The following is a 13,962-nucleotide window of genomic DNA, read 5'->3' as shown; positions in this document are numbered from 1 at the left end:
ACTTCGCGCGTTCAACGACGTGGCAAGATTTTGATACGTCCCAGGACAGAGCCGGTCTGTTTCGTCCATGCCGCGGACGTAGAATCCGGGTTTTTACCAGTGCCTTCCGGCTGATAGGAAAAACCCATGAAAAAAACAATGCTCCTGGCGTCCGTCTGCGCCGCGCTGCTGCAGGCCTGCGCACCGGTTTCCACTCCTGGCGAAGGATCGTCCACCATGCCCCGTTCTTCCTCCACGGCCGCCGCGAATGCGCTGAGCCTGCCCGCGTACTACTGGCGACTGGTGTCGGCCACCGATGCTTCGGGCAAGTCCATTCCCGCCTTGCAAAAGGGGGTTGAACAGCCCCTGCGTCTGTCGTTCACGGCCGACGCCATGAACGTGCGCGGCGGCTGCAATGCGCAGTTCGGCGGCTATACCTACAAGGACGGCGTGTTGCACGTGGCCAACCTGGCTGCCACCATGAAGGCCTGCGAGCCGGCCCTGATGCAGCTGGACGCCGCCATCGGCCAGCGCCTGAAGGGCGACCTGCGCGCCACCCTCGGCGGCGATGCCGCCGAGCCCGAGCTGGCGCTGGTGGCGGCCGACGGCAGCGTGCTGACGTTCGTCGGCGAACCGACGCCGGAAACCTTGTATGGCAGCGCCGGCGAGATCATGTTCCTGGAGGTGGCGCCCCGGCGGGTCGATTGCAGCCATCCCATGATCCCGCGCTATCAGTGCCTGATGGTGCGCGAGCGCCGCTACAACGACGCCGGCGTGCAGTTGCCGCCGCAGGAAGACTGGCACCCGCTGTACCAATCGATCGAAGGCTACGACCACCGCGACGGCGTGCGCACGGTGCTGCGCGTCAAGCGCTACGACTGGAAGAACCCGCCCGCGGATGCGCCGTCGAAGGTGTATGTGCTGGACCTGGTGGTCGAGCAGGACGCTTCGGGCAAGCTGAAGTAGGTCTGGGTCGCGTCCGCATGGACGCGATGCGTTACGCGGCCGGCGTCGTGAGGCGCCGGCCGGATCGGGCGGGGAGCGGCAATTGAACGCCCGCATCAATAATGATTACAATTCCCATTCCTGAAATTCACAAGGCGCTGATGCGACGGCCATGTCGTCCACGGAATCCCTGGAACACCGCGAACTGGGCAGGCTGTACCGCGACCACCATGGCTGGCTGCGCGGCTGGCTGCTGCGGCGCCTGAGCGTGCCGACCGAGGCCGCCGACCTGGCCCAGGACACCTTCCTGCGGCTGCTGGCCTCGCCGGCGTCGATGGCGCAATTGCAGGGCGTGCGGCAGCCGCGCAGTTTCCTGGCGACGGTGGCGCAGCGCACGCTGGTCGACCATATCCGGCGCCAGGCGCTCGAGCGCGCCTGGCTCGAAACGCTGGCGCAGCAGCCCGAGGCCAGCGCCATGTCCCCCGAGACCCAGGCCATCCTGCTCGAAACCATCCGCGAGATCGACGCCATGCTGCACGGCCTGGGCGACAAAGTGCGGCGCGCCTTTCTGATGTCCCAGCTGGAAGGGGCCAGCTATGCCGAGATCGGCGTCCGCCTGGGCGTGACGGTCAGTTCCGTCAAGAAGTACATGGCGCGCGCCACCGAGCATTGCCTGGTGTACGCGCTGGCCAGGCCGTAGGCGGCCATGGCGGACAAGACCATCGCCGCGGCGGCGCAATGGTACGCACGGCTCTGTGCGGACGATGTCAGCGCGGCCGACCTGGCCGCGCATGGGCGGTGGCTGGCGGCCGATCCCGAGCATGCGCGCATCTGGCGCCAGGTCGAACGGCTGCGGGGCACGCTGGGGGCCGCGCCGGCGCGGCTGGCCGCGGACACGCTGCACCGCGCCGACCGGCATTTTTCGCGCCGCCGCGCCGCGCTGCGTAATGGCCTGGGCGTGGTGGCGCTGCTGGGCGCGGGCGGCCTGACGGCTTGGCGCGCCTTGCCGATGGAACGGATGCTGGCCGACTACCGTACCGCGGCCGGGGAGCGCCGCGAGCTGCGGTTGGCCGATGGCACCCTGCTGTGGCTCGACAGCGCCAGCGCCGTGGACGTCACGGTCGATGCCGGCCAGCGCCGCATCGTCGTGCATGCCGGTGAAATCCTGATCGACACCGAACATGCCCGGCCCGGCCTGCCGCCCCTGCGTGTGCTCACCGTGCATGGCGCCGTGCGGCCCTTGGGCACCCGCTTTCTCGTCACTCGGCTGGACAGCATGACGCGGGTCGCAGTGCTGCGCCATGCCGTCGCGCTGGCACCCGCCAACGGGGGCGCGCCCTTGATCCTGCATGCCGGCGAGCAGGGCACGCTGACACTATCGGGCGCGCAAACGACGGGCGCCATCGTCGGCGAACCCGATGCCTGGACCCGCGGCCTGCTGGTGGTGGACAACTGGCGGCTGGACGACTTCATCGCCCGCCTCGACCGCTATCGGCCGGGCCTGTTGCAATGTGACGAAGCGGTGGCGGGGCTGCGGTTATCGGGGGCGTTTCCGGTTGACGACACCGACCAGGCCCTGGCCGCCGTGGCGCGCGCCTTGCCGGTCCGCGTGTCCCGTTTCACCCGTTATTACGTCCGCATCGTCGCCCGGCGCTGATTTTTTTTCCCCACGGCATTGTCCTTTTTCCGCCCTCGTCCGACTTAGCAGGGATTACGTCGGATCTGCCACACGGAAACCTGAGTCCATGCCTTCTGTACCCTTGCTTCGCCATCCCCCCGCCTTCGCTTCCCTGGCGCCTGCCGTTCTGATTGCCTTGACAGCCTTCGGCGCCGCGCCGCCGGTGCTGGCGCAGGCCGTGCCCAGCGTGCAGGTATCGCGCCATTACGACCTGCCCCCCGGACCGCTGGGCCTGACACTGAGCCGCTTTGCCGCACAGGCCGGCGTGGTGCTGGCGTTCGACGCCACCCTCACCCAAGGGCGCCAGAGCGCCGGCCTGCAAGGCGACTATGGCGTGGCCGCGGGCCTGGCGGCGATGCTGTCGGGAACCGGCCTGGAAGCGATCGACCAGGGAGGCAATCGCTATGGCCTGCGCGTGGTCAACGCGCAGATGCTGGCGCCGGTAGAGGTGCTGGGGGCGCGCGAGCCCCTGCCCAGCGAGGCGACCGATTCGTACACGGTCGGCGTGTCGAACACCGCCACCCGGCTGCCGATGACGCTGCGCGAGACGCCGCAATCGGTCTCGGTGATGACGCGCCAGCGGCTTACCGACCAGGGCCTCAATACCCTGGAGGACGCCATCGTCAATACGCCGGGCCTGGTTTTCAAGAAGAAGGGCTCGGCGGACGACAACGAAAAAGGCCTGTATGCGCGCGGCATGGAGATCACCAACATGCAGGTCGACGGTGTGCCGACCCACAAGGACTTCAATGCCCTGGGGCTGGATACCGCGTTGTATGACCGCATCGAGGTGGTGCGGGGTTCCACCGGCCTGCTGAGCGGGGCGGGCAACCCGGCTGCCTCGATCAATCTTGTGCGCAAGCGGCCGACTCGCGAGTTTGAGGCCGGCGTCGGCGCCCGCGTGGGGTCATGGGACTACCGCCGCACCGAGTTCGACCTGGGCAGCCCGCTGGATGCAGCAGGCAAGCTGCGCGGGCGGCTGGTGGGCGCCTGGCAGGAGGGCGGCTCGTTCATCGACCGCGTCAAGCAGGATTCGCGACTGCTGTATGGCGTCATCGAAGCCGACCTGAGCGAACGCACCCTGTTGACGCTGGGCGCGGAATACCAGCGCAAGACATGCACGGCGTGCTCGTATTTCGGTTTCCCCGCCTATTACGCGGATGGTTCCAAGACCGACTTTCGCCAGCGTTTCAATTCCGCCACCAACTGGAGCCGCCAGGAACGCACGCGCTACAACGTCTTCGCCACGCTCGACCACGAATTCACGCCGTCATGGAAAGGATCGCTGACGCTGTCGCGCACCGGCGATGACAATGACCGCACTTATGGCTGGTTCAGCAGCAACGGCTGGGCCAATCCTCAAACCGGGCAGGGCGCTTCGCTGTGGGTCGCCAAGTGGCCCATTCCAAAGACCCAGAATGCCCTGGACGCCAGTCTGAGCGGCGCCTTCGACGCGCTGGGCCGGCGCCACGACCTGGTGCTGGGCGTGAGCCTGTCGCGCACCCGGGGCGACTACGATACCTACCCGCTGTGGGCCGCGCCGGGCTACGACCCGGCCATCCCGGACGCGCGCGCCTGGGATGGCGACATGCCGGAACCGCAGTGGCAGGTCACCGGCAAGCGCCACTACACGGAGAAGCAGCGCGCGATCTACGGCGCGCTGCGCCTGCGCCCGACCGATGCGCTGTCGCTGGTGCTCGGCTCGCGCGTCACCTGGTGGGACCAGCAGGCCTCCTATAACTACAACGACGGCTCGGCCTATCCGGACAACATGCGCGAGCACGGCGTCTACACGCCGTATGCCGGCGTGGTCTACGACCTGACGCCGACGCTGTCGGCCTACGCCAGCTACACCAGCATCTTCCTGCCGCAGCAGGCGCAGACCGTGTCGGGCAGCGGCATCGCGCCGATCGAGGGCAACACCTACGAGATCGGCCTGAAGACCGCCTGGCTGGACGGACGCCTGAACGGCGCGCTGGCGCTGTTCCGCACTCGTCAGGACAACTATGCCATGCTGGACGGCGACAAGCTGGCGCCCAATGGCGACAACGCCTACGTCGCCGCCAATGGCGCCGTGCTGCGCGGCGTGGAAGCCGAGCTCAGCGGCGAACTCGCGCCCGGCTGGCAGATGCAGTTGTCGTATGCCTATGTGGACCGCCGCCTGCCAAGCGGATTCTCGACCCAGGTCGGGTTGCCGCGCCACATCGCCAAGCTTTACACCACCTACCGGCTGCCTGGCGACTGGAGCGCCCTGACGGTAGGGGGCGGGGTGCGCTGGGAAGGCGCCAGCGGCTTCACCAGCCGGGGGCCGGGTGGAAGGCAGTTGGAATCGTCGCAGAGCAGCTACGCCGTGCTCGACCTGATGGCGCGCTACCAGGTCAACCGCCAGTGGTCGGCCACGCTCAACCTGAACAATGTGCTGGACAGGAAGTACTACGCCAGCACCAACGTCTACAGCAACTACTACGGCGCGCCGTTCAGTGCGATGCTGGGGGTGAACTACCGGTACTGAGCACTTTGTCGTGGACGCCGAATCGGCCGATCAGCGTGGCGCTGGCCTGGTTCAGCCCACGCACGTCCACCCGCACTCCGCCGCGCCGCAGCTTGATCACCACCTTGTCCAGCGCGCCGACGGCGGAGATGTCCCAGAAATGCGCGGCGGACACGTCCAGCACCACGTGGCCGACCGGTTCCTTGAAGTCGACCGACTCCGCGAACCGGTCGGTGGACGCAAAGAACACTTGCCCCGCGAAGGCGTAGGTGCGGGTGGCTCCGTCCGCGGACAGGCTCGATTCGACTGTCAGCAGGCGCTTGACCTTGGCGGCGAAGAAGACGCCGCTGAGCAGCACCCCCACCAGCACGCCGCGCGCCAGGTCGTGGGTCCACACCACGACCACGACGGTGGCGAGCATGACCACGGACGATTGCCAGGGATGGCTGCGCAGGTTGCGTAGCGAGCGCCAGCTGAACGTGCCGATGGACACCATGATCATCACCGCGACCAGCGCGGGCATGGGGATCTGGGCGACCAGCGGTCCCAGCACCACGATCAGGAACAGCAGGAAGGCGCCGGCGACGAAGGTGGACAGCCGGGTCGATCCGCCGGACTTCACGTTGATGACGGACTGGCCGATCATGGCGCAGCCGCCCATGCCGCCGAAGAAGCCGGTGACGAAGTTGGCGATGCCCTGGCCCTTGCATTCGCGCCGTTTGTCGCTGGGCGTGTCGGTCATGTCGTCGACGATCTGGGCGGTCATCATCGATTCGAGCAGGCCCACCGCCGCCATGGTCAGCGAGTAGGGCAGGATGATGCGCAGCGTGTCCAGCGTAAACGGCACGTCCGGCAATTGGAAGGAGGGCAGGGCGGAGGGCAGCTTGCCCATGCTGCCGACGGTATTGACCGACAGGCCGCCCAGGATGCTGAGGGTTGTCAGCACAATGATCGCGACCAGCGGCGAGGGCACCACCCGCGTCAGCAGCGGGAACAGGTAGATGATGGCCAGGCCCCCCGCCACCATGGCGTAGCTGACCCAGGTGACGCCGGTCAGTTGCGGCAGTTGCGCGATGAAGATGAGAATGGCGAGCGCATTGACGAAGCCGGTGACGACCGACCGCGAAACATACTGCATCAGCAGGTCGAGCCGCAGGAATCCGGCCAGGACCTGGATGACTCCCATCAGGACGGTGGCGGCGAACAGGTAGTCGACGCCATGCTCGATCACCAAGGGCGCGACGACCACCGCCACGGCGGCCGTGGCGGCGGAGATCATGCCGGGACGGCCGCCGACCAGCGAGATGATGACGGCGATCGAGAACGAGGCATACAGGCCGGTTTTGGGATCGACGTGGGCGATGATCGAAAAGCCGATGGCTTCCGGGATGAGGGCAAGGGCAACGACGATGCCCGCGAGGATGTCGGCGCGGGGACTGGCGAGCCAGTCACGGCGGAACGAGGAAACAAAAGACATGGTTTGGCCAACTTGAAGTCAGCAAGCGCGGCATCGCAGCGAAATGCTATGTCGAGTCTGGAGCGAGCCGTAAGTCGCTTGGGATTGTCCGAGGGATAGGCGCCCGGCCGAGCCACCCGGCGATGCCGGGTCCACGAAGATCGCTGTCGTAGCGATGCGCATCCGTTGCAGATGCGTCGAGGCAGGATTTTACACAGGTTGGAGTGCGGAGCAAGGCATGCCGGGTGGCGCGGCGCCGGCGCGGGCTAACGTGCTTCGAGGATGAAGCGCGTCCGCGCATCCGTCGCGGGATGGCTGGACAGCCAGTTCGGCAGGGCGCCCGCCGCCGCGGACTGCGCGCTCAGGCGTTGTAGTAGCGCCGCCAGCAGCGCCGGGTCCCTGCCGGATTGGCGCAGCAGCGACACCGCGGTGGCGTCGGCTTCGTGTTCGAAGGCGCGCGAGTAGGACAGATCCAGCAGTCCCGTGCCCAGCAGGCTGGCCTCGTGCAGCAGGCTGGTGGTGTCGCCGCTGAAAAGCAGCGCCACGGTGGACAGGCCGGCTAGTCGTCCCAGGCGTCGTATCCCGTGGCGATGCTGTATGTGGCCGATTTCATGGGCCAGTACGCCGGCCAGGGTTTCGGGTGTTTCGGCGAGGCGCGCCAATTCGTCCGTGACAATGACGCTGCCCCCCGGTAATGCCATGGCGTTGGCCCCGACCAGTGGGCCTGCCTGGCGGAACAGCAGTCGTGGCCGTTGCGGCCCCACGTCGGCATAGGTCGTCAATTCATCGAACACTGCCTGGATGGCGCGTTGGCGGTTGGGGGAGAGTTGGCTGGGGCGCAATACGGTCTGATCCAGCGTCTGCAGGACGTGGGCGCCAAGACGGCCTTCGACAGCGGGGGGAACCGTGCGGGCGATGGCGTCGCCCAGCCACGGGATGGTCCAGCGCAGGCTTACGAGGAACGCCAGCGTGACCAGCGCCGCCAGCGCCAGCCCAGGCAGGTTGAGACGTTCCAGGCGGTGCAGCAGATGCGTGCGGCGGCCGTGAAGGCATTCCAGCCGGTCGACTTGGTCGTTATCGGCGGTCTCGAAGATGCCATCGCCGGGCAGCGTGGCGCGCCGGACGGCCGTGCCGATACGGCTGGACCACCGCACGCTGCCGGCCGGCAGCGCTTGTTGCGCTTGGCCATGCCGCAGGATCAGGCTGCCATCCTCGCGCCAATGCAGGGTCGCGGGGCGGCTGGCCGACGCGCGAGCCTCGAACAGCCGTCCGTGGATCGCATGGCCTGCCGCGGCGTCCGCGGCGCCGGGCATATCGGCCGGGCCGCCTGTGGGCAGGGGGAGGTCAGAGCGATGAGACAACGGCAAAGCCTTCGAGCTGGCTGAGTTCGGCGCCAAAGGCGCCGGGGCGACGCGCCGGCTGTTGCGATATGAATTCGTCCAGGCCCGGCGCGGCCAGGACAGTGATGCATTGCGCCACGTAGCGGTAGCGGCGCACGCGCGCCCAGGGGTAGGCCAGGCCCACGCTGACCAGGCTAGCCGCGAGGCCGGACAGCGTGATCCAGATATAGCGCAGCGGCGCCATGTCGCTGTGCAGGCGATGGCCGCCCGCCAACGCGCAGCGGCTGAGGGTTTCGTTATGGGCGCAGGCGCTGTAGTACATGGCCGCGACGATCACGGCGGCGTAGAGCATCGCGAGCATGACGGGCAGCACGGCCAGGAACATGCGCAGGCCGGGCGTGAGCGGGCGATGGCGGTTCGGCAACGGCCCGGACAGTCCTCGCAGCATTTCTGCAAGCGAGAACTCGGGGATCATCGCCGTTCCGACCAACTGGGTGATCAACAGGCCGAGAAGGCAGACCGCGAGCAACAGCGCCATGCTGCGCAGTAGCGCGGCATACAGCGTTCCCAGGCGCGGCGCGCAGCTGAAGGCCGCGGCGCCGAAGCGGTAGCTTGACGCCGTGTAGCGCGCCAGGCGCTGCGTGGCCAGGGGCGCGAGCAGTCCGAGCGTGAAGACCGAAGCCAGCGGGATGAGCACGAAGACCAGCAGCGCGCGCCCATAGCGGCCCCGGAAATCGAAACGCACATTGCTCCAGGACGTCATGCAGGCGTTGAACCGCAGGCCGGCATTGATGGCCCAGGGCATGCCAGCCAGGAACAAAAGGGTGAGCGCCCTCTCGGCCCGCGGCCATAAGGCGGTGATGACCGAGATGCCGACGAGCAGGGCGATGGCGAGCAGGCGGCCTTTCAGTATCTGCCCGCCGGTGGCGTGATAGTCGAATCCGGCGCCCGCCAGGCGGGTATGGCCGTAGAACCAGCGGCGCGTCCTGACCTTCGCCCAGGCCGACCAGATTCCCAGGGTGCACAGCGTCAACAGGACGTTGACGAGCCAGACGCCGAAGTAATCGCGCGCGGCGCCGACGAACTGCAGGGGCAGCGCTTGCAGCGTGTTGTCGCGGGAGAACCGCGGACCGGAGGCGTCCCCGGAATCTGGAACCTCTTGGGCTGGTAACTGTGGCATCTGGCTATCTCGGCAGCGACGAACGGAGGGGTTGGCAAATCCTAGCGATACGCGTGCGGCGCAGATATGGGATAGGGTCTGGTAAACGGCGGGGACGGCCTACCTGGCTTGATGGCTTGCTGGGGCGTGGCATCGCGCCGGGCGACCGGCCCCGCGATGCAACAGATGTGCCGCGTATGTTTCTCGTGTCTTGCCTGGCAGGATCAGTCGGCCTAGTATCGAGTCTCATTTTCAATTGAGTTCATCGATACGTCGGCCCGCGGGCCGCGTCCGCATGAAATGGATCATGACTGCAGCCCATCCCCTGGTCGCGGCCGTCAAGGCGCTCTACGTCGACCATCACGGTTGGCTTACGTCATGGCTGCGCCGCCGGCTGGAGTGCCCGGAGCAGGCGGCGGACCTGGCCCATGACACGTTTCTGCGGCTGCTGACGGCCAGGGTGCCGCCGGCCGAACTGGCGCAGCCACGGGCCTACCTGGTCACGGCCGCGCGCCGCCTGATGCTCGACCGCCTGCGGCGCCAACGCATCGAGCAGGCCTATCTCGACGCCATGGCGCTGGCGGCGGCGGCCTTGCCGCAAGGGGCGCCTTCACCCGAGGCGCTGATGAGCGCAATACAGGCGGTGGAGCAGTTGGCGGCGGCGCTGGCGACGCTGGCTCCAAAGGGCCGCGAGGCATTCTTGCTGCATTACCTGGAGGACCTGAGCCAGCCAGAGGTGGCGGCGCGCCTGCGTATTTCCGTGCGGATGGTGCAGAGGTACCTGGCGCAGGGGCTGCTGCGTTGCCATCAGGTGCTGGCTCCGTGACGGCCAGGGGACGGTCAGGGGACCGGGAGCCGCCGTCATGACGCGGGCGCCCAGTGTCGATGCCATTGCCGAGCAGGCGGCCCTGTGGGTTGTGCGCCTGAGCGGGGCCGATGTGGCCGAGCGGGAGGCCGCGCGGCGGGACTTGGCGGCCTGGGCGCGGCAAAGCCCGGCGCACGCGGCCGCGGCGCGGGACATGCGGCGAGTGATCGAGCAGATGCAGGAACTGCGTGGCGCGGCGGCGCTTGCGGCGGGGCCGGCGCGGGCGGGATTCGATGCCGCCTTCGCGCATGTGGGCAAGCGCCGCGCGAACCGGCAGCGTTTCGCGCTTGGCACCTTGTTGCTCGCGGCGGCGGCAGGGTGGACCGTCTTGCAGGCCTATCCCGTGGCTTATCTCTTGGCGGATGCGCGCAGCACTCCTGGTCAATGGCGCAGTCGCGTTCTCGAAGATGGCTCGCGGATCACGCTGGCCGGCAACAGCGCGGTGAACTTGGCGTTCGATTCGCGGCGCCGGGAGCTTGAACTGTTGCAGGGCCAGGTGCTGGTCGAGGTGGCAAAGGACGCCGCGCGACCCTTCGTGGTGCGCACTGGCGAGGCCCGTCTGACCGCGCTGGGCACGCGCTATATCGTCGCGCGCCATGATGCGGTGACGACACTGACGATGCTCGAATCGGGGGTGCGGGTCGAGACCGCCGGTGGCGTCGAGGCATCGCCGGTGGTGGTGCGGGCCGGGCAACGGGTGGCAGTCTCGGCGCAAGGCGCGGGGCCGCTCACGACGGTCGACCCGCGCGAGGTGGCGGATGCCTGGCGCCTGCATCAACTGGTGGCGCACGACCGGCCCTTGACGGACGTGCTGGACGAACTGAACCGCCACCGGCCCGGCTGGATTCTCTATGACAGGACAGCCTTGGACGGCATCCGCATGGCGGCGGTGCTGCCGCTGGACGATTCCGACCGGGCGCTGCGCCTGCTGGCGGAAAGCGTGCCGGGGTTGACGTTGCGATTCGCGTCTTCCTATCTGGTGTGGGTTGGGCGGGCAGTGAATTGATCCGCCATTCGGCCAGGTTGCGTCCGCGCGGTTCGTGTTCCGGATTCTGGTGCGTCATGTCTTTTGAAAGGCGATGACCCGGCGCGTATCGAGCGACCCGGGCGCCCCATCCGAGGACTACGATCATGCACCCGATTCACGCGGCAGGTCCGCGCCGCCGTTCTCCGTTTTCCGCGCCGCGCGCCATCGCCGGCCTGGCATTGCTGTCGCGCCTGATGCTGACCGGGCTGGGCGTATGCGCCGCGGCGAACACCCAGGCGCAGCAGGTAGACCGGCAGTACGACATCGCCGCCGGGCCGCTGGCGGATGCCTTGAGCCGCTATGCGCAGCAATCCGGCGTCGCGCTGTCGCTGATTGCCGGCCAGGTGGCCGGTCTCCAGAGCCCGGGCCTGCATGGCCGCTTCACGCTGGATGACGGCTTCGCCGCGCTGCTGCGCGATACCGGACTGCAGGCGCGGCGGGGCGCATCCGGGTATGTGCTGGTGATGGCGCCGGGGACCGCGGCGCTGGCGCCCGTGGTCGTCAAGGCCGATGCGCTGGCCGAAAAAGAGGCCTACCGCGCGCCACGCTCATCGGTGCACCTGTCCAGCCAGGACCTCGACCGCTTCGGACGGGTGTCGGCGGGTGATCTGCTTGCCGGCATTCCGGGCGTGCAGGTTGGTGACAGCCGCAATGGCGGCGGCCTGGATGTCAATATCCGCGGTATCCAGGGGCAGAGCCGCGTGGCCGTGCGGGTCGACGGTTCGGAGCAGGCGCTGGACGTGTACCGGGGCTACGCGGGCACGCAGCAGCGCAGCTACATCGATCCCGACCTGATCAGCACCGTGACGGTCAACAAAGGTCCGTCGGTGACTTCCGGCGCCATTGGCGGTTCGGTGGAGATGCGCACGCTGGGTGTGCAGGATATCCTGCCGGAAGGCCACCACATCGGCCTGCGTCTGAAGGGCGAAGCGTGGGACAACGGCGTGGCGCCAGCCCGCCGGACCGGCAAGGCGCCCGCCGCCGTGGGGGAGCCCGAGGAAAACCTGAACGCGGTACCGCATGATGCCCAGGGCAGCCTGTCCGGTTCGCGCGCCAGATCGGGCAGCGTGGCCTTTGCCTACACCAACGAGCATCTCGACATCGTGGCGGCTTACGCCCACCGCCGGCAGGGCAATTATTTCTCGGGCAGGAAAGGGCGCGAGCGCTATCGCACCTACTACTCGAACGGCTACGAGCGGAACAGCGTGGCCAAGGTCTACAACCCGGGCGAAGAGGTGCTGAATTCCTCCGCCGAAACCGAGTCGACGCTGCTGAAGCTGGTCCTGCGCCCGGCGCAGGGTCATACGCTGGAACTAGGCTATCGCCGCTACGGCGGCACTCTCGGCGAAATCATGCCATCGGATATCTTCCGTTCGGGCACGGCGGGGATCAGCCAGTATCCGCTGGGACAGACCGACATCGATACCTACACCGCGCGCTACCGGTTCGAGCCAGCGGACAACCCACTGCTGGACTTGAGCGCCAGCCTGTGGCTGACCGACGCCAAGACCAGCCAGTTGACCTCGGTGTGGGCGCCCGCTACCCAGGCCTATCGGACGGACCGCAACTGGACCCGCCAGGCCGACCGCCGCATCGGTGGCGATCTGTCCAATACCTCGCGCTGGCGGACGGCGCGCGGTGACTTCAAGCTCGACCTGGGCGGCTCGTTCCAGATCGAGGATATCCGCCCGCAACGCGGCGTCGTGACGACGCCGCAGGACATCGATGGCAACCGCGCGCTACGGGATGCCTCGCGCAAGGAGTTCAGCTTGAACGGCAAGCTGGAATACCAGCCGGTGCAGGCGCTGACGCTATGGGGCGGGGGGCGCTACAGCCATTTCAGTGTCAGGGACAACGGTGTCTATTCCACTGCGCGCCGCGAAGCGCGCAACTTCCGCCACATCATGCTGTTCAAACCGGGGGACGCGGCGTGGATGCCGGGCGGCATCGGCTATCTGATGTGGTTCCCTGACGAGAACGGCCGCTATACCGATGTCACCGACCCGCGCCTGCACGGCGGCACGGTGTTCTTCGACAGCAATCGCCCGGAGGTCGGAGTGCCTTACGACGGCTTCGGCGCGGACGAAACCCGGACACGGGTTTTTCCCGAAGATGAAGTGGAGATCGTCACCGGCTACGACCATGCGCCGCGGCAGCGCAGTGGCGGGGGCGCGTTCTCGCCAGCGTTCGGCTTCAACCTGGAGCTGGCGGCGGACACCTTCGTCTATGCCTCTTACACCCAGGGGCTACGCCTGCCGTCGCTGTTCGAGACCAGCCTGGGCACGCTGCAGCTCACGCCCGGGCGCGGGCTCAAGCCGGAACGCGCCAACAGCTGGGAGGTCGGCACCAGCACGATGCGTGGCAACCTGTTCATGGACGGGGATGCGGTTGCCGCCAAGCTCGCGTACTTCAACAACAACATCAAGCACTACATCACGCGCTATTACGACCAGGGGGTGATGCAGTTCCGCAATACCGACAGCTATCAGACCAGTGGGCTGGAATTCCAATCCCACTACGATGCCGGGCGCGTGTTCCTGGATCTGGCGGCCACGTACTATCTGAAAACCGAAACCTGCGATGCGGCCTTTGCGCAGACACTGCGCAATAGTGCCGGGCCCTATCAGCGCACGGAGAACACGCCCGTGTGCACGGCGGGCAGCTTCATGGGGTCGTACACCAACACCCAGAATCCGCCGCGACTGGCGGTGAGCCTGACGTCCGGCCTGCGCTTCTTCAACGAAACGCTGACCCTGGGCGGGCGCATGACCTACACGTCGGGGCCCAACGCCACGGCCGACCAGCCGTGGCAGACTGCGCCGACTACGCCGCAGCTCGTCTATCAGCAAGTCACCTTGTTCGACCTTTTCATGACCTACGAGCTGCGCCACCAGACTCTCATCAGTCTGTCGGTGCAGAATCTCACGAACCGCTATTACCTGGATCCGCTGGCGTCGAGTTTCATGCCAGCGCCCGGACGTACGTTGCGCGTGGGCTTGCAAACGCGCTTCTGAGAAGGCCG

11 protein-coding genes and 1 other annotated feature are annotated in these 13,962 nt (G+C 67.5%); of the genes, 7 read left to right on the top strand and 4 right to left on the bottom strand.

Annotated features, from left to right (window positions below):
- Positions 1 to 11: 11 nt before the first annotated feature.
- Complete coding sequence (locus K2W61_RS02390; protein ID WP_175131105.1) at positions 12 to 218, bottom strand: hypothetical protein; 207 nt, start codon at positions 216 to 218, stop codon at positions 12 to 14.
- Here K2W61_RS02390 and K2W61_RS02385 point away from each other — a divergent pair.
- From K2W61_RS02385 to K2W61_RS02370, 4 genes are all read left to right on the top strand, one after another.
- Positions 217 to 945 carry an META and DUF4377 domain-containing protein gene (locus K2W61_RS02385; RefSeq protein WP_217467940.1) on the top strand — a complete coding sequence of 243 codons (729 nt, stop codon included), beginning with the start codon at positions 217 to 219 and terminating at the stop codon, positions 943 to 945. The genes K2W61_RS02390 and K2W61_RS02385 overlap by 2 nt on opposite strands.
- Positions 946 to 1,096: 151 nt before the next feature.
- The gene (locus K2W61_RS02380; RefSeq protein ID WP_175131370.1) at positions 1,097 to 1,624 is read left to right on the top strand and encodes a sigma-70 family RNA polymerase sigma factor; all 528 of its coding nucleotides are present in this window, start codon (positions 1,097 to 1,099) and stop codon (positions 1,622 to 1,624) included.
- A 6-nt stretch (positions 1,625 to 1,630) separates the two neighbouring features.
- Positions 1,631 to 2,581 (top strand): FecR domain-containing protein, encoded by a 951-nt coding sequence (locus K2W61_RS02375; protein WP_236755005.1) that lies wholly within the window; start codon positions 1,631 to 1,633, stop codon positions 2,579 to 2,581.
- A gap of 88 nt (positions 2,582 to 2,669) precedes the next feature.
- Positions 2,670 to 5,114, top strand: a complete 2,445-nt coding sequence (locus K2W61_RS02370) for a TonB-dependent siderophore receptor (RefSeq protein ID WP_236755004.1) — start codon at positions 2,670 to 2,672, stop codon at positions 5,112 to 5,114.
- Here the strand turns inward: K2W61_RS02370 and K2W61_RS02365 are convergent.
- From K2W61_RS02365 to K2W61_RS02355, 3 genes are all read right to left on the bottom strand, one after another.
- The gene (locus K2W61_RS02365; protein ID WP_175131373.1) at positions 5,080 to 6,570 is read right to left on the bottom strand and encodes a SulP family inorganic anion transporter; all 1,491 of its coding nucleotides are present in this window, start codon (positions 6,568 to 6,570) and stop codon (positions 5,080 to 5,082) included. The two genes, K2W61_RS02370 and K2W61_RS02365, sit on opposite strands and share 35 nt — an antisense overlap.
- 82 nt (positions 6,571 to 6,652) lie before the next feature.
- Positions 6,653 to 6,706, bottom strand: a sequence feature (sul1 is cis-regulatory element that is thought to sense ions involved in sulfur or methionine metabolism; They are found in Alphaproteobacteria).
- A gap of 109 nt (positions 6,707 to 6,815) precedes the next feature.
- Positions 6,816 to 7,862, bottom strand: coding sequence for a M48 family metallopeptidase (locus K2W61_RS02360; RefSeq protein ID WP_236755003.1), 1,047 nt, complete (start codon positions 7,860 to 7,862; stop codon positions 6,816 to 6,818).
- A gap of 31 nt (positions 7,863 to 7,893) precedes the next feature.
- Positions 7,894 to 9,069, bottom strand: coding sequence for a YjgN family protein (locus K2W61_RS02355; protein ID WP_236755002.1), 1,176 nt, complete (start codon positions 9,067 to 9,069; stop codon positions 7,894 to 7,896).
- Between the two features lie 286 nt (positions 9,070 to 9,355).
- Between K2W61_RS02355 and K2W61_RS02350 the strand changes: the two genes are divergently transcribed.
- From K2W61_RS02350 to K2W61_RS02340, 3 genes are all read left to right on the top strand, one after another.
- A complete protein-coding gene (locus K2W61_RS02350) occupies positions 9,356 to 9,874 on the top strand; it encodes a sigma-70 family RNA polymerase sigma factor (RefSeq protein WP_175140906.1) in 519 nt (172 codons plus the stop codon).
- A gap of 37 nt (positions 9,875 to 9,911) precedes the next feature.
- Positions 9,912 to 10,919 carry a FecR family protein gene (locus tag K2W61_RS02345; protein WP_236755001.1) on the top strand — a complete coding sequence of 336 codons (1,008 nt, stop codon included), beginning with the start codon at positions 9,912 to 9,914 and terminating at the stop codon, positions 10,917 to 10,919.
- 125 nt (positions 10,920 to 11,044) lie between these two features.
- A complete protein-coding gene (locus tag K2W61_RS02340) occupies positions 11,045 to 13,954 on the top strand; it encodes a TonB-dependent receptor (RefSeq protein ID WP_236755000.1) in 2,910 nt (969 codons plus the stop codon).
- The last annotated feature ends 8 nt before the right edge of the window (positions 13,955 to 13,962 follow it).

This window comes from Achromobacter pulmonis (assembly GCF_021733725.1).
Lineage (GTDB): Bacteria > Pseudomonadota > Gammaproteobacteria > Burkholderiales > Burkholderiaceae_B > Achromobacter > Achromobacter pulmonis.
The sequence above is the reverse complement of the archived record's forward strand: the minus strand, read 5'-3'. Positions and strand labels throughout refer to the sequence as shown.